This is a genomic window from Mesorhizobium sp. M0217 (genome assembly GCF_040321955.1).
Classification (GTDB): domain Bacteria; phylum Pseudomonadota; class Alphaproteobacteria; order Rhizobiales; family Rhizobiaceae; genus Mesorhizobium.
Map to the genome: position 1 here is coordinate 189398 of NZ_JAMYSN010000010.1, position 16914 is coordinate 206311.

The window sequence follows — 16914 nt, forward strand, 5'->3', positions numbered from 1 at the left end:
CCGATCTGACGATCCAGGATGAACGCGACATCGCTGCAGAAAGTTCGGAACGGCGATATCGACCCGTCATTCGTGATCACCCATCGGGCTGGCCTCAAGGCCGGGCCCGAACTTTACAAAACCTTCCGCGACAAGGAGGACGGCTGCATCAAAGTCGTGATGCGCCCGCACGGCTGACCGTTCTGTCCAATGGCCCGACTTTGTGTCCGGCCGTCTGCATGCTGAAAAGGCGAGAGTTGAAAATGGCCAAGGACAAACCCGTATCGACAAACCCGGCCGCGACACCTCCGGTCAGATCGCCTGACGCCGCCGGCCTGCCACATCCCCCTCGCGATGCTGAAGACAGCGATTCCGGCGCCAGGCCGACGGCGCCCAAGACCGCTGGCGCCCAGCAAGCGTCCAGATCGCCGCTCGACAGCCGCGTTGCAAATCGCAATGCCGGCCGTCCTCGTCAGGCAGGCACGACGCCTCGGCCGACCGACGAACCGCTGGAGTAAGATGAAACCTAAGCTGCGGCGCGTGTATCCGCACCGCGGTGTGTGCAGTCAGGCTCTTCCTGCCCTGCCGACTGCGCATACAGGTCTTGATCTCTCGTGGATCGTCGGGATCGGCAATCAAGACTTTAGCGGGAAATTCGATGGTACCTTGGCTGGGATCGGCTTCGGCTCTATGCTGTTGTTCTTACGATCTTTTCCTGCTGTCGACGGCCGATTTGTATCACAATAGGGATCACAACGCGTAACACATTTTCTGCTGCTTCGTGGTACACTGCCACAGCTACACGGTCGAAGCCGCCGCTATATAGTGACATCATTATGCGATGTCGACTCTATCAGCTATCCTGCTTCTTTCCGCCGCGCTGTGTCAAACGTATCCTCGTCAGGTACTGAGATTGGGTAGGCCCGGAGGGTCATCGTCTGTTCAACAAAAACAGTCAGTTAGCGGATGGTTCGCCCAACCATATCCTTCGTATGTTCCCGTATTCGGTAGCGAGCCGGGTAAGGACGGCGTTTTGCCCATCTTGGAGAAGTCACTTCCGAAACTCTCCGCCAGAGTAGGCGTCGCCGACCTGCGACATCCGCGCCTGTAAAGGGCGGCAGCATCTTTATGATCTGGCCGGATCAGCCTATCATGCGGCACACACCAGCACCAGCATGGGCGCCGCGCTGAAACATCGGCGGCAGGGGCGGGACGGCGGGTTCCTTTGCCTCCAGAGTGCCGGACCATGGTTCACGCTCGTTTCACGCCAACGTTGCGATACGGGATCGTCAAACGCGAGCTTTGTAGGAGCAAGCAATGCCAGATCCGAAGACATACCTGTTTAACTTGCCGGCCGCAGGAAGACCGGACCCATTTCCGATCCCCGAGGTGCTGTATCCCAATGTTCAAAACTTCTGGGCCAGCTCAACCTCGTCGCGGATTTTCGATCCGATCCTCGGCATCAAGGCGGTGGTCATTCATGCGACGGCCGGCGGCAGCTCGGCCGGGGCAATGTCGGTAATGCAGGCCGGCACCGCCAGCTTCCACTGGCTGGTTCCCGACGAGAACGAAAGTCAGCACGGACATGTCGTCTGGGCGTGCGCGCCGGAGGCGCGGGCGGCGTGGCATGTGAGGAACGACAAGAGCCATCCGCAGGTCAATGGCGGCGCCACGCGCGTCAACCATTGGAGCCTGGGCATCGAAGTCGTCAACACCCAGGTCTCGGATCCCTTCTCAAACTGGCAGGTCGAAGTGACGGCGACAATTGTCCGCTACTGCTGGGCGAAGTACCCGAACCTCAAGACCATCGTTTCGCATGCCGCGCTCGATCCGCACCGCCGGACTGATCCGGGCACGAATTTCGACTGGGCCCGTTTTCGCCAACTCGTGCTGTCACCTCCGGGCACGGAATCCGCATCGTCGATGATAGCCGGCGTGACCCCGATGGGCAAACTTGCTCCGGCCGATCTCAAGGCCTGCTGTACCGGGTGACCGGCTGGCCTTGCGTGTCAGGGGGCATGCGAGGCCGACCTGTCTAGCCGGCCGCGGGACGGATTTGGGCCTCCCAACACAATCCGTCCCGCCCGCGGCCCGGCGCCGGTTGGCAAGACTTAAAATGTGGCCCGGCCGGCATCGCCGATCGGGTACAGATGGAATAGTCTTTGAACAGGGGGTGGCGATGCGACACGGCGAGTATGCGGCTTACGAAGCCCTGGTAAACTATCGCCGCATCTTCGACTCGACGAGGGCGAACGGCGGTCCCGCCGTCGAAAGCCTCACCGTCGAAAGCGCGACCGAAGACCCGGGCGAGGCTCTACGCCGTCTGCTTCTGTTTCCTGACCTCGCCGAAAAGCCGATGAGCCTCATGCCGGCCGGAGAAGGCAGCTCGATGGCCGAGAGAACCCGAGCGGCGCTCTCCGACATATCCAACTGCATGCTTGGTCCCGCCGATCCCGTCGATCCCCCCGACATGAGCGACAATCCCGCTGCCTACACCTATTTCGGGCAGTTTGTTTTTCACGATATCGTCTTTAGCCGCATATTTGGAATTCCGAGCGATCCCGCCGGGCGCAGCTTGAGGAATGCCGTCTCGGGCAGTCTCGATTTGTCGGGTCTGTACGGGCGCGGCCTGGCGGTGGATGCACACCTCTATGACGCGGCGTCGGAAAGCGACACCACCCTTTGCCGGTTCCCGATCGGCCTGCCAGGTGTCAGCGACAAGCAAGTCAAACTTCCCGTCAACGGTGCGATCGAAAGGGCGCGCGACGTTCCGCGCATCGATGGCGCCAGCGGTTTTCTGAACGTGTGCGGGCGCAAGAGGCCCTACCATCCGCTGATCGGCGACCCCCGGAACGACGACAACCTCATTCTCTCCCAGCTCCAATGCGCATTGATGCAGGTGCACAACCGTCTTGTCGATTTGCAGATGGCACGTCACGCCGTATCGCCGCGGAACGCCTTCGAGCAGGCGCGCCTTTACCTGACCAGCGTCTATCGCCGCGTCATCGTCGACGACTATCTGCGGCGAATTCTCGACCCGAAGGTCTGGGCGCATTTCTTCGATGGCGAAGAATTTCGCGGGCTTGGCGTCGCATCGCTCAAGCCGCTGGCCGATTTGCCGATGGAATTCACCTTTGGCGCCTCGCGGTTTGCGCATTCGATGATCCGCGACCGCTACGCCGTAAACCAGGCGTTCGACGACCAAGCTGGTACCTTGCTCGAGATTCTGGCGTTTTCGAGCCAGCGCCCGAACGGAGACGTTCCGGTCCGCGTCAATTGGGCTGTCGACTGGAGCCGCTTTGCTGAATCGAGTGGTGCGGCAAAGCTAGTGAAGGCACGCCGTATCAGCCCGTTTCTCACCTACGAGATGGCGGTGGTTCAGCACACCGCCGACTTCGACGGGGAACCTCGGTCCATCGCCTTCATGGACTGCTGGCGCTGTTATGAACTTGGCATCGCCTCGGGTCAGGCCATCGCCGGTGCCGTCGCTGCCGCGCTTTCCGTGGATGTGCCGGTGCTTTCCGGCGCGCGTATGCTGCCCACGGACCTTTGCCGGAAGCGTTACGGCTTCCAGGCGGGTGAGCTTGAGAAGGCGCTGCAGGCCCATCCGCAGTTCCTGACCGAAACACCGCTGTCCTATTACGTGATGCAGGAAGCTGCCGAGCTCGGCGACGACGGCAACCGGCTGGGCCCGACCGGTTCCTACATCGTCGCGGCCACCGTCGCCGCCGCATTGTTCAACGCCGAGGACAGCGAAATCCAAACGTCCTTGTCCCTATCGTCGGCCGAGCCCGACAGCGTGGCCGGCCTTTTGCGGTTGGCCGACGACCGGCTGGTTTCGGACGACCAGCTCTACGACTACTTCCAAGGACCCGTTCACCTCGACATAGCGGGGCGGGCCTACCGAAGAACCGGCAACATCGCAACCTGAAGTAACGGAGCAGAGGTATGGCCAAATTTGAGAATGTGCAGTTTGAAGCGCTGGGGGCCTTTATCAGAAAAGCCATCAAGGATCCCGCCATCATGGAGACATTCAGGAAAGGCACGCAGGACGAGAAGCGGGCCCTGCTAAAAGGGTTCATGAACCCGCGCGGCAAGACCTGGGACCAGATCACGATCAATGCGCATTTCGACGAAGACAACGTCGTCAACATCGCCTTTCCCTTTACCGGGAACGTCGAGGAGACCGTGCAGGCGATCGCGCCCGACAACGGTCCCGGAGAGGACTATCCATTCCCGGCCCACTACAAATTCGACCCGAACGCAGGCGCGACAGCCGAAGAGAAGAAGGCAAACCGGCTTCGGAGCTATCATAGCCGGCTCGGCGACTATGTGATGTCGCGCTGCAGGTAGCCCGCGCCAGACTTCGACCGCGTCACGCCAGTCGTGAGGCGCGGTCGATGCCCTCGCAGAGCCGCTCGCGGTCGGCATCCAGGCGGATCGGGAAGACGTTCTTGAACCAGTCGATCGCGTTTCGACGGGTTGGGCGTTCGCCATTGTGCCACGCGGCCGAGACGCCTTTCAGAAAGGTTCTGAAGTCGGCCCCGGCTTTCGCTTCGTTGCCCATCAAGGCATGGGCGGCAGCCGCCCAGCCTCGGATATCGGGAAACAGGCCGTCGCTTTTTTCGACGGCTTCGACGCAGCCCTGCAGGTCGCCCGCCAGGAATGCGACGGTCGCATGGTAGCCGTGGTAGTGCGGTTCATGCAGAGGGTTGAGTTCGAATGAGCGCTGCGACAGGGCGACCGCTCGCTGATGGTTGCCGATGAACGCGCTGGCAAGCGAATAGGCGATAAGGGTCGCCGGATTGGCGGCGTTGAGGTCGTGTGCCAGTGCAAAATGAAAATCCGCCAGTTCCCAACGCCGTGCCAGGAGGTGGCTCCAGGCGAGGTTGACCTGGGTGCGATGATCGAGAGGATCGAGGGTGACCGCCTCTTTGGCCAGATCGAAGGCGCGAGCTAGGTCGGCGCTATCGACCGGGTAGCCGGGCACCACGATCCACCGCGAATTCAGCATCGCCGCCAGGCTCGAATAGGCACAAGCCAGTGTCGGATCCTGGCGGATGGCTTCTTCGTAGCGCGCGATCGCGACGGCATCGGTGTCTTTGCGCCACAGTGTCGAAAGCCGCTGTCCGTCGAGCCAGCTGTCATAGGCCGAGATGTAGTTTGGCGATTGTTCGTTGATGCGGTGGAGGCGCGTGGTGGAAATCACCAACTGCAGGCGTGAAGCAACCCGCGCGCAGATTTCATTGAACACAGGTCTCCAAGCCGCCGGCTCTCTGGGCGCGGTGGTGGCGAATTGCAACACGCCCGTCACTACCGTACGGCATGAGATGTCGAAATGCGGTTCGTCGCCGTCATCGGACGCGGTTATGATGACGGCAATATCGGCGTTTTCTCCCAGAGCGGCGCGAAGCGCCTCGACGGACCCTGACCGCATCGCATCGCGATCCAGCTCGGCGTGGATTGCCGTCCAATGCCTGAAGCGTGAAAGGGTAGCGGAAAGCTCGCTGACCAGTGCGAATTGAACGTGCGCGTCGGCAGTCCTGTGCTTTTCGGTGACGAGTACGATCGTCGGCCTTTCGACGACATGGCGGGGAGCGAGGTCGAGGGCGGCATGCGGCCGCGCATCCGTGGCATCCACAGCCGCTGTCTTGAACTGCTCCAGTTGCTGGATGATTTCGCGTGGCGGTGCGAGGTCGAGTTCCGATCGCAGGTCGCTGGCGTAGCGTTCGAAGAAAGCGCGGGCCCTAGCGTGGCCGCCTTCCCGATGCAGCGCACCCAGCATGGCGATTACCGCCGATTCATGAAAAGGGTCGAGGCGCAAGATGCAGGCGGCGATCGCCTTGCGTTCCGCCCGGGTCGCATTTGGCTCGCCGAGCGCTTTCGACAGTTGATGGGCCAGGCCATCCGACCACCGGGTCGAGGTCATCCCGATCCAATTGTCGAATACCGGATCGCAATCCTGAAGCCCGATGCAGAGAGCTTTGTCGCTTCGCGCCAGGATGCCGTCGACGGTGGGGAAATCGCGATCCCTGAGCGCATGGCGCACAGTCGCAAGATCCGTGCGCAGGACATTGTGATCGATGCCGACGGAGAGCTTGTCGAGGACCAGAAATTCCACACCCGTTTGCAGTTCGATCTGTTTCAGGTCGCGGATGGATTGCCGCAGCGAGGCGCGGGCGTGTTCCTCATCGCTGTCGCTCCACAGCAGGGCTGACAAACGCCCGCGTGTTTCGCGCGTCTGTTCGGACAAAATGAGATAGGCCAGGATCGCGCAGGCCTTGCGCTTGTCGAGAGCGAATACCTTGTCGAGGCTGCGTATCTCGAAATTGCCGACGAGTTTGATTTCGAGGCTCTTCCTGGAAGAACCCCGTTCTCTTTGCCTGTGGATCATGGTTACTGACATGATCGACCCAAACGCCCCTGATCATTTAATACCAGAACCGAACTTAAGTTAAGTGATGATTGAAGATGCGATTCGAAAAAAAGCACTGGGAAGTACTTTACTCACAGTCGCATGCCGCAGTCGACGCATCGTCGACTGCAATCGACGGCGCGCCGGATACAATAAGACGCGACATTCGACTGGCCGGACTAGAGGTGCGGCCGGAAAAAATGCTCGAGGCTTCCGACCGTCGGCGTTTGTACAGCTTCGCCGCGCGTCATGGCCTGATCGCCGATCTCTTCGAGGTGCCGGGAGGTATTCTGGCCGCGGCAAAACTCGGCTTGCAGGACGGCGCCGGTTCCCGCCAGGTGACCGTAAGTGGAAAAGGATATAGCCAGGCCCAGGCCTTGTTGGGATGCCTTGGCGAGGCCGTCGAAATCGCCAGCTGGATGTACCAGTCCGCGGACGGGCAGACGCTGGTTGCGGCCGATCAAGCCGGTGACAGCCGCATCATCCCGGGCAACGCAGTTCTCGGCTTTTCCAAGCGCCAGATCGGGCAGCGCCGTCGTCTCAACAGCATGTGGGATGGCTGGGATGCCATCCCACCGGTTCGGCAATTGCACAATGCCGGGCTCTTGGCGCCGGTGCGGGACCTTGCGGGTGCGCGCACCGCGCTGTGTCCCGCCTTCCTTTGCTTCGGCGGCTTTGGCGAAGCCGTCCACGGAGACAGCAGCCTGAATGCCGATTCCAATGGCTGCGCGGCGGCGAGCACACTCGACGCCGCGATGGCGCGCGCCGTGCTCGAACTCGTCGAGCGGGATGCGACCGGCATATGGTGGTGGCGCGGCTGCCGGCGCGGACGCTTCGCTCCTGCCGGGAACGATGCTGCACTGGCCGCGGCCCTTACGGAGCATGCTGCCGAAACCGGACGGCGCGCCTGGTTCCTCGACATTTCCATCTTCCACAATGCGCCTGTGGCGGCGGCCATATCGTGCGACGACGACGGTCGGCACGTGGCGGTGGGCTTTGCCGCCGCCTTCGATTTGCAGGCGGCGGCCAAGTCAGCGTTCCTTGAAATGATCCAGACCGAGCTTGCGTTCGATGCCCATGAGATGCGGGTCGCAACCCGCAGCGACACGCCGATGGCTTCCGCGGACAGTCGCGTGGCGGTGTGGCTGGAGCGGGCAAATCTCGACACTATGGGCTTTCTGGCCGGCTCCGAACCCAAGTCGGGAACGCAAACGAGCCAGGCGGGAACACTGCAAAGCCTCATAGACGAGATGCACATGGCAAGCGGCGGCGACGTTTGGTTCATGGACCTGCAGCGCCCGGCATTTGATGTCCCCGTGGTCAAGGCGATCTGCACGGGTCTCGCACACTTCAAGCCGCGGCAAGGTTGCGACCGGTTATGGGCATTGCCGCTACAGCGTGGCTGGCAGGCGACATACGGATCCCGCGGTTTTGAGCGGCTGATGCCCCTCCTCGTCTGAAGGTTCTGGCCTCGTCGGCGACCGATTTCACGCTGAGTTCACGGTACCCTTGCTCAATTGTCGCGACGATGGGGGTGCAGCGATGCAGAACAGGCTTATGGCGGCCGACGCCAAATCCGGGGTAAAGCGGAAAGTGCGCGAAAGCGCCGTGGCGAGGCAAATCGGCGAGACGCGTTTCGGACTTGAGATGGGCACCACCCCGGGCTGGCGCAGAACGGTTCTGTATGCTCCTGCGGTTCTCATCGTATCGACCCAGCACGCCTTTGCGCTGGACAATGACATCCCCAATGCTTCGCACATCCTCACCGAATTGATGAAGGTGCTGCTGATCGCCGCCGTGTTCGAGCAGGCGTTCGCGGCAATCTTCAACTGGCGGCTTTATCAGGAGTTTTTTTCCGCGCGTGCCGTGAAGACGCTCGTCATGCTGGTCATAGCGGGCCTGTTCGTCGGTCTTTCCGGATACGATCCGGTCAGCAACATCATCGGCTTCGCCAACGGCACGCAGCCGGTGTCGGCCAATTTGCCGACTACGGTGCTGACCACAGTGTTGTCGGCATTGATCATCGCGGGCGGAAGCGCGGGCGTGAATTCCCTCCTGGTCAACCTTGGCCTGCGCAGTCCCTCAACCCCTGCGGAAGCGCCCAAACCGCCGACCGGCTCGGCGTGGTTCTCGGTCAGGGTTGTCGCTTCGAAAAGCGACCCGAAAAGCGAATACCTGAAAGACGAATATGCCGTCGGGCTGGCCGAGGCCGACCAGTCGTCGATCGGCAATGCGGTGCTCGGCATGCTGGCCAACCGCAGTGCCGGGGAGAGGCTGAGGCGGGTCTTTTCGCGCGATCCGATGCGCTATCCGCCAAGCGGCGGCTACAGCGTGCCGTCGGACAAACGCTATTCGATCACGCTGTCGCGCGTCATGCAGAAAACTTCCACAACGAAAAGCAAGACGGTGACCTCGACCACGCTCGAGCCGATCTGGAGCTGGACCGGATCGTTTGCCGACCGGGCGACAGCGGATTTCGAAATCAAGGTCGAGCGCAATGGCGACTTGGGCCTGAACGCGGAAGGATAAGGGCATGTACCGTCAATTCCTGAAAGCCGCCGCCGACGCAACCGATGATCCCGGTTCGCAAACGCTCGCGCCAGGCATCATCCGTTTCGCGCTCGAATACGGCACCCCGCCCGATCCGCAGGCAGAGCGCACGAAGCTGAGCGGGATCATCGGCAGCGATCGCTTCGCTTTCTTTCCGTTGCCGCCCGGCGAGGATCCGCTCATCCATATCCTGCAGTTTCCCAATGTGCGGCGCGAACAATCGCCCGGCTTTCTCTTCGATGTCGCGCAAAATCTCATCGACGATTGCGGCCTGCGGTCTTGCGTTCCCGATGTCGACCCGGGCTGGATTGCCGACGACGAGCTCAACCGCAATGCGCCGGAATCCGTGGGCGGCATCGTCTGGACGCTGTGCAAATCCACCGCCCCGGTTCCCTCGACCGTACGCTGGGCGATCGCGGCGGTGCGGGCGGACCGGGCATGGGCCAGGTTCGGCACCACCGGCCAGGGGATTCTGGTCGGCCAGCCGGATACGGGCGTTGCCGATCATCGCGAACTGGACGGTTCGGTCGACCTTGCCAAAGGCACCGACATCCTGGCCGGGGGCGGCCTTCCAATCGATCCACTCGCCGCGTCGATGTCCTCGCCCGGTCATGGCACGGCGACGTCGAGCACGGTGGTGAGCCGCCCGTCACTGGCGATCGTCGGGACGGCGCCCGGAGCAACGCTGGTTCCAATCCGTTGCATCAACTCGGTTGTCATCGGCAGCGGCGCTGCCGTCGCCGCCGCCATCGACTATGCCCGTCTGGCAAAATGCAATGTCATCACGATGAGCCTTGGTGGACCGCTCGAAGGGGCGGATCTGCGGCGGGCCATCGAAAGGGCGGTCAAGGCGGATATGATCGTTCTGGCCGCGGCCGGCAACTGCATACCAACCGTGGTCTACCCCGCCTGGGACGCCAACGTGATCGCCGTGGCCGGCGTCGACATCAACGATCGGCCTTGGAAGGGATCGTCCCGCGGTCCCAAGGTCGACATTTCGGCGCCGGGCGAAAATGTCTATGTGGCGCGCCGGGCCAAGCCCTTGGATGCCGACAAGTCGGTCGTCGAGCCAGGCCAAGGCACGTCGTTTGCGGTGGCCCTGACTGCCGGGTGCGCCGCACTTTGGCTGGCCAGGCACTCTGCCGCCGCGGTCAAGGCCGAGGCTGCCAGGCGCGGCGTCAACGTACAGGAACTGTTCCGCGCCGCCGTCAGGAAGTCGGCGCGCAAACCCAGGAACTGGCCCAGCAGATCCATGGGCACCGGCGTGGTCAATGCGGAACAATTGCTGGCGCTGCCGCTTTCCGAGATACCGACGGCCGCTGCCGTGGAAAGCGCGCATCCCGGCCAGCCGATTCTTGCGGCGACATCCAGCCCGCAACGCTTTGTCGCGGAGGCAGGCTTTCTGGCGCTCGATCGCGGCCAGCGCGTCGACCCGAAGCGTGTTGGGGCACTCGAAAGCGCCGTGGCGCCGCGCCCCAGCCGGGCCCTTGCCGCAGCCACCGGCACGTCCGGCGCGGGAGCCGTGCTGCTCGACCGCGCCAGCCTGCCGAGGCCATCGGGACCGCTCACCGCTTTCGTCGGCCCGCGCACGCCGTCAGCCGGTTCGTCGCCGCGCCAAGGCTCCGCATCGGAAAGTGCCGCACCCCCGCCAATCACCGCCCAGACGATGCTCGCCCGTTCGGGCAAGAAGGACATGCTCGACCGTATCGAGAGTGTCTTGAACCGTCGCGAAACGGGTGCCGGCATCACCGAATCCACGCGCAAGGCCGGTCGCGCAATCATGGCCCAGGCCGAGGAGGTGGTCGACGCCTGGGCGAAGGGCACCAGCGTCGATGCCAGATCGGTCGGTGCCGCAAGAGCAACAGCCGAGGCGATCGTGCGGCTGACCGACCGTCCCGCACTCAGGGTCGTGGCCGGGATGGTCGACCCCAACGATCCGCAACTCGAGTTCTGGGCGGGTGATCTCGGTCCGCCGAGAAAGGCTCTCAAACCGCTCATCGATGCGGTTGGCCGCATCGATATCGACGAGGCAGGCGTCCATTCGCATGTCGGCACGGGCACGGTGATCGCCAAGGGCCTTGTGATGACCAATCGGCATGTCATAGAGGCGTTCTCCGAGCCGGTCCCGTCTTCCAGCGGACCACACCGGTTCATGCTCAGCGCGCCGGTGTCGATCTGCTTCGACGAGGCTGCAAAGGACGAGACGCGCCGGTTCGTCGTCAAGAGCGTGCTGACGGCGGGACCATGGCAGATCGGCCAGTTCGCCGATGTCGGCAAGCTGGACATCGCCGTCCTCGAGGTGGAAACGACGAACGCTTCCGGCGCCAGCCTGCCGGCGCCGGCGCCTTCCGGGCCGTTGTTCATGGAATCGGCCGAGCAATCCAAATTCATCGCTGTCGGTTACCCGGCAAAGCCCCGGCTGTCGGCTGCCATCGACCCCGACACTGGCGAGGTTTCGACCGATGTCTGGGACCGTTTCTGGGAGCTGTTCGGCGACCAGTACGGCACCAAATATGTCAGCCCAGGGCAGATCGTGAACAAGCCGGGCGAGATGGTCGGCGATCAGCACCGTTGGGCTTTGAGCCATGACGCCACGACCCTTGCCGGCAACTCCGGCGCTCCCCTGATCAGCCTCCGCAATCCCTATCGCGTGGGCGGCCTGCATTTCGGCGGGCAGACGCTGAGGCAGAACCTCGCCCACGATCTTGCCAGCATCCGCGGCGTTGTTGGCGGCGACAGGCAACTGCTTGACCTGAAGGCCTTTGGAGATTTTTTCACCGCCGCGTGACGCGGCACTTTTCGATCGGAGAAATTCCATGTCCGCGACTGAATCCGTGAACGTAAAATTGGATCGGCGACCCCGCCTCCGCGATATGCGGCGTCTGCGCGGGCCGGGGGCCGATGGCGCTCTCGAAACGCATATCCGCAGCGAGAGTGCGATGGTCGAGCGCGCGGCTCGGCCGCGCATGTCGTCGCCTCAGTCCTTTGCCGGACGTACAGGCTTCGATCGGACTTTCCTGTCCGGATTTCCAGTCGATCTGCCCAAGCCGGAGGGCCAGAGATCCCGCGATGTGACGCCAGTTGGCGGCGATGCCAGCGGCCGGCTCGATTATTCCAACTTTTCCGTCGTCATGTCCGCGTCGCGGCGCATGGCCATGTTCACGGCCGTCAACATCGAAGGCGCCCGCTCCGTTTCGATCGAGCGCGAGGACGACAAGTGGTCGCTGGACGGGCGCCTGCCGATCGAAGCGCAACTCGGCGAAGACCTCTATGCCGGCAATCGTCTCGACAGAGGACACCTCGTCAGGCGCGAGGATCCGAACTGGGGCGACAATGCCCTCGCCGCCAATGCGGATACTTTCCACTTCACAAACTGCGCGCCGCAAATGGACATCGTCAACCAGAAGACCTGGCTCGGACTGGAGAACTATATCCTGCAGAATGCGCGGGCCTGGGACGAGCGATGTTCCGTGTTCACCGGACCCGTCTTCAGCACCACCGATCTTCGTTACCGTGATGCGCTCATTCCGAAAGCCTTCTGGAAGGTGGTGTCGTTTCTCTCCGATGACGGCCGCCCGTCGGCAACCGCCTATCTGGTCGAGCAGGAAAAGGAACTGGGCCAGCTGGAGGCGGCGTTCGGCGCCTACAAGACCTATCAGCGAAGCGTCAAGCACGTCGAGCGGCTCTCCGGCCTCTCTTTCGGCTCGCTCGCCAACTTCGACGGGTTTTCCAACGACGAAGATATCGAGGGCGGCTTGTCCATTTCGTCGGAGATCAGGGTGCTGGGCGACGTACGGGTTTAGAGCGCGCTTTCAGGGGCAACATGGCCGCAAGGCAAAAGGGGGTAGCATGAAGAAGCTGGAAATGGTGGTGCTTCGCAGTAGCGCCCCGCGTGGCCTGGAGGCGATGGTCGCCGAAAGCACAAGCATCGAAGGTGGAGGTCTCGAGAGCCTGGAAGCCCGCGATCCGCAGCTGATCGCTGCCAGGCGTTTGCGTGCGACTGCCCATAGTCTGGAGGGCGTCGACGTTCAAGTGGACAAAATGAGTGCCGGCGATCGCCAGCGTTTTTCCGCCGATCCGACAGTGCTGTCGATCACGCCGAAGATGCCGGTCATGCTCATTCGGGCGTTCGCCGCGGCGAAGGCCGTGCCGAAGGCCACGACCGTCAGTTGGGGCATCGAAGCCGTTGCCGCGCCGACGAGCCCGTTCAGCGGCGACGGCGTCACGGTGGCAGTGCTCGATACCGGCATCGACAAGGATCACCCGGCTTTTGCCGGGGTTGATTTGGTCCCCCGCAACTTCATCGGTGGACCAAGTTTGGATGTGACTGACGTCGAAGGGCATGGGACCCATTGTGCCGGCATCATATTCGGCCGCGATGTCGACAACTGCCGGATCGGCGTGGCCAAAGGCGTCAAGCGGGCACTGATCGGCAAGGTGCTGGGGGAAGGCGGTGGCTCGTCCGAACAGATCGTACAGGCCATTCTGTGGGCCCAGCTCGAAGGCGCCAACATCCTGTCGATGTCGCTGGGCATGGATTTCCCAGGCTATCAGGAATTGCTGATGACCAAATACGGCTACAAGCCCGCGCAGGCAACATCGCTCGCGCTTGCGGGCTACCGGCTCAACACAAGGCTTTTCGACGAATTGTCGCGCAGCATGGTCGGTCACGGCGGGCTGATGGCCGGGCAGGTGGTAACGGCCGCCGCCGGCAATGAAAGCCACCGGCCGGACTACTCGATCATCGTCGCACCGCCGGCCACGGGAGAACGGTTCCTGTCGGTGGCGGCGCTTGGCCGCTTGAAAGACAAGACATACCGCGTCGCACCCTTCTCCAATGAAGGCGCGACGATAGCGGCGCCGGGGGAAGAGATCGTCTCGGCTCAGAAAGGCGGCGGTCTCGTCGCCATGAGCGGCACCAGCATGGCCGCTCCGCATGTTGCCGGGGTAGCGGCGCTGTGGGTGGAAAAGCTCAAGCAAGGCGACCAGTTCACCGCCACGAATGTCATCGATGGCATGACGGGGGCCGCGCTGGATCTTGCGCCACTGTCCAAGCAAGATGTCGGCTACGGTCTGGTCCAGGCTCCACAGAAATGAGACAATATGTGGGTCGGCTCACAATTTCTATACTGCGCAGGTGCCGGGAGACACCTGCAAAGGGGCCGGCGCTTTCTCGGGAAATTTTCATCGACGTTCTGATGGCCAAAGGTGTTCTCGTAGGTAGATAGACAGCGTCCGGGGCGGTTCGTGGTGGCAAAAAGGGATCCCATAGTCGACCTGACCATGTTCGTTATGCGCCGGGTTGGCGCCGATGACGACGAAACGGGGACCGGCCTGCTGGTTACGCCGCGCCTGGTCATGACCGCGCTGCATGTGGTCTGTCCTTTCGGGCCGGGCCGTGTGGTGCCGGCACATCATTCCCTACGGCTTTATGTCCGTTTCGAAATCGCATCCAGGTCGGTCCATGACGCGCCGCGATCCGTTGCAAAATTCTATCCAGCGCGGCTGGTGTGGCCGCCTGCCGGCACGCCGGCTGGGGTCGACTCCCGGGATATTGCGCTACTGGCTCTCGACAATGAGGGTCTGGAGGAGGGCGAACCCGGTTATCTGCCCCAGAACAGCGTCGATGATGCACGTGATCTGATCGAGCGGTACAACCTCGAAGACGCTACAAAACGAATACGCCTCGGTGTGGCAGGAAACGGGCCGCCTCAGGCAAAATTCATCGGCTATCCTGTTGGCGGAGATATCGTTCTGAGGGACGTGCTGAAGGCTATCGGCCAGGAGGGCATCCCGGCGGCAGTGCCTTTCAGCGGCACAATACCCCAGGCTGTGCCGACAGCCGCCGGCCTTATTTTTCTGAACGTGCTCCAGGTGTGGTTACCAACCCCGGAGGTGCAGCACCCGTATGCCGGCCTATCGGGTGCCTCCGTCTACCGCATGGACGATGCAGCGGGCTGTGCCGAAGTCTATGGCGTGCTCAACCGCGTGCTGTCGGAGAAGGCCGCGCAAGGATTGCTGACCATCGCGCCAATTCCTGCGTCCGCCGGATTTGCGGCGCTCGTGCCAAAACCGCCTGCCCTTGCGGACGAGGAGGATCCTTTTCAGCGTGCGCGCGATGTCATCCATCGCCTCGATCGAAGCGTGCCGGTTCAGATCTATCTCGACGGATTTCGCAACAAGCGTCCGCGCAGTTACCTCTATGTCTTCGTCACCACGCACTGGGACGGGCCGACCGCATTGTGCCGGCGGCTGCAAGAAGTCAGCAGCGAAGACAAGGAACCTATTTTCGACATACGCACCTTCGCGTCGGCGCCGCCGTCGATCACCATTCAGAGCATGAACGGTCCCACGGACTGCGACCGCCTGCTCGCCAAACTCGCCAAGGGGATTGGGGCGCGGGCGCCGGGCGAGGATTCGGCGCAGCCTTCCATCGCGGACAGGTTGGCGAGCGGCGCCGGCCCGCGCCTGTTGCTGTTCGATGTCGATGAGGCCCGGCTTTTCGATGAGGACACCGGCGAGCGGCTGGAGGGAGCCGTCGCCACCCTGCGGCAGTTGATGCAGGAAATCGCCGGCTGGGCAAAGCAGGAGCCGAAACCGCCGTCCGGAATTTCGTTCGAGCGCGACAATCCCGTGGTTGCGGTTCTGACGGTCTATGTATCGTCGCGGGAGACTCGCCAGGCTTTCAAACAAGCCAACGTCCTGGTCGAGCGTGCCATAGCCCTGTTCCAAAAGGAATGCCCGCCACCCGAGGGCATGCATTGCGAGGTCTATAACCAGCCCCTGGACGTGATCTCGTTCGACGACTTCCGCGACTGGTGCACCCAGCAGTTTCGCACGGTCAACTTTTCCAGCACGCTCGGCAACGCGATGGAGCCGCCGTTCACCGGCGGCGAGTTGCGGTTCGACTTTATCCAGAAGAGCCTCAGCGCTCTGAAATAGGACAGGAGACAACGATGATCGGCCTCGATCTTAATGAGAAGCTTCTCGAAAACAGGCTCGACGGCGCCTCTTTCGGCGGGCGCGGCACGGGTGTGAAAAAACGGCCATACCTGCCAGACGAAAGCCTGACGACAGCGGCGGCTCTCGCGGTCCTTCTGGGACAGCCCTTGCTGTTGAGCGGCTTGCCGGGTGTCGGCAAGACCGGTGCGGCCTATCACATCGCGTCCAGCCTGTTTGGCGAGGGCCAGGAGCCGATCCGCGTTACCGTCACCACGCAGACCACCGGCCGCGACCTGCTCTACAAGTTCGACCTTCTGACCCGTTTCCACGACAAGCAGCTTCCGTTGCGCCGGCTCGTGCGTTTCGAAGCGCTTGGGCGCGCCATCGTGACCGCCTGCGGCGGGAGCGCCTTGGTGCTGGACGCGGCCACGGATCAGCCGGTCACTGAGCCGTCGCGCATCGCCGCGATCGTTGGCGATGTTGTACGAGAGGACGGCCCGCTGCTGCTGCGCGATCTTTTTCAGCCCATGGAATGTCCGCCCGACAAGCCCCAGCCTTCGGTCGTGCTGATCGATGAAATCGACAAGGCACCGCGCGATACACCCAACGATCTGCTCGAAAGCTTCGAGGCGATGCGCTTCACCATCGACGAGCTTGGGTTGAAGATCGGCGCCAAGGATGCTGCCAAGGACGATGCCGAGCGTCGGCGCTCGCGGCCCGTCATCGTCGCCACCACCAATGCCGAAAACAATTTGCCGGATGCTTTTCTCAGGCGCTGCGTGTTCCACGAAATCGGCATGCCCGGAGAGATGCAGCTCAAGAAGATCATTTCAGAACATCTGAGGGCCATCGACAAGCTCGACGAAGCCAAGGCGGATGAATTGGCCAACGCGGCTTTCGCCGTCGGCGACCAAGTGGCCAAACGCATCAAGGGCTCGTCGCGGGGGGGGGTGCGGCCCGAGGCGATGATAACTTGGGCCGACCCGCGGGTCTCGGGGGCTGAGTCACATCTGCAGGTGAGGACCCCG

11 protein-coding genes and 1 pseudogene are annotated in these 16914 nt (G+C 62.6%); 11 read left to right on the top strand and 1 reads right to left on the bottom strand.

Annotated elements, in window-relative coordinates:
- Positions 1–48: 48 nt before the first annotated feature.
- From NKJ18_RS18185 to NKJ18_RS18200, 4 genes and pseudogenes are all read left to right on the top strand, one after another.
- Positions 49–177 (top strand): annotated as a pseudogene (locus tag NKJ18_RS18185) (glutathione-dependent formaldehyde dehydrogenase); the annotation flags it as partial.
- 1119 nt (positions 178–1296) lie between these two features.
- The gene (locus NKJ18_RS18190) at positions 1297–1971 is read left to right on the top strand and encodes an N-acetylmuramoyl-L-alanine amidase (protein WP_352759073.1); all 675 of its coding nucleotides are present in this window, start codon (positions 1297–1299) and stop codon (positions 1969–1971) included.
- Positions 1934–3910: a peroxidase family protein gene (locus NKJ18_RS18195; RefSeq protein WP_352759075.1), complete on the top strand. Its 1977-nt coding sequence runs from the start codon at positions 1934–1936 to the stop codon at positions 3908–3910. The genes NKJ18_RS18190 and NKJ18_RS18195 overlap by 38 nt, the downstream gene beginning before the upstream one ends.
- A gap of 17 nt (positions 3911–3927) precedes the next feature.
- Positions 3928–4332 carry a hypothetical protein gene (locus tag NKJ18_RS18200; protein WP_352759076.1) on the top strand — a complete coding sequence of 135 codons (405 nt, stop codon included), beginning with the start codon at positions 3928–3930 and terminating at the stop codon, positions 4330–4332.
- A gap of 22 nt (positions 4333–4354) precedes the next feature.
- On the opposite strand, the gene NKJ18_RS18205 is transcribed toward NKJ18_RS18200, so the two are convergent.
- Positions 4355–6385: an AfsR/SARP family transcriptional regulator gene (locus tag NKJ18_RS18205; RefSeq protein WP_352759078.1), complete on the bottom strand. Its 2031-nt coding sequence runs from the start codon at positions 6383–6385 to the stop codon at positions 4355–4357.
- 65 nt (positions 6386–6450) lie between these two features.
- Between NKJ18_RS18205 and NKJ18_RS18210 the strand changes: the two genes are divergently transcribed.
- The 7 genes from NKJ18_RS18210 to NKJ18_RS18240 all read left to right on the top strand — a co-directional run.
- Positions 6451–7854 carry a YcaO-like family protein gene (locus tag NKJ18_RS18210; protein ID WP_352759079.1) on the top strand — a complete coding sequence of 468 codons (1404 nt, stop codon included), beginning with the start codon at positions 6451–6453 and terminating at the stop codon, positions 7852–7854.
- An 82-nt stretch (positions 7855–7936) separates the two neighbouring features.
- Entirely contained in the window at positions 7937–8923 is a 987-nt protein-coding gene (locus tag NKJ18_RS18215) for a hypothetical protein (RefSeq protein WP_352759082.1), read from the top strand.
- A 4-nt stretch (positions 8924–8927) separates the two neighbouring features.
- Positions 8928–11732, top strand: coding sequence for a S8 family serine peptidase (locus tag NKJ18_RS18220; RefSeq protein ID WP_352759085.1), 2805 nt, complete (start codon positions 8928–8930; stop codon positions 11730–11732).
- 151 nt (positions 11733–11883) lie between these two features.
- Entirely contained in the window at positions 11884–12747 is an 864-nt protein-coding gene (locus NKJ18_RS18225; protein ID WP_352759087.1) for a DNA/RNA non-specific endonuclease, read from the top strand.
- A 46-nt stretch (positions 12748–12793) separates the two neighbouring features.
- The gene (locus tag NKJ18_RS18230; RefSeq protein WP_352759090.1) at positions 12794–14041 is read left to right on the top strand and encodes a S8 family peptidase; all 1248 of its coding nucleotides are present in this window, start codon (positions 12794–12796) and stop codon (positions 14039–14041) included.
- Positions 14042–14194: 153 nt separating this feature from the next.
- On the top strand, positions 14195–15886 hold the full coding sequence (locus NKJ18_RS18235) for a trypsin-like serine peptidase (protein WP_352759091.1): 1692 nt from the start codon (positions 14195–14197) through the stop codon (positions 15884–15886).
- A 14-nt stretch (positions 15887–15900) separates the two neighbouring features.
- The coding region (locus tag NKJ18_RS18240; RefSeq protein ID WP_352759093.1) for an AAA family ATPase at positions 15901–16914 on the top strand (1014 nt) is incomplete at its 3' end.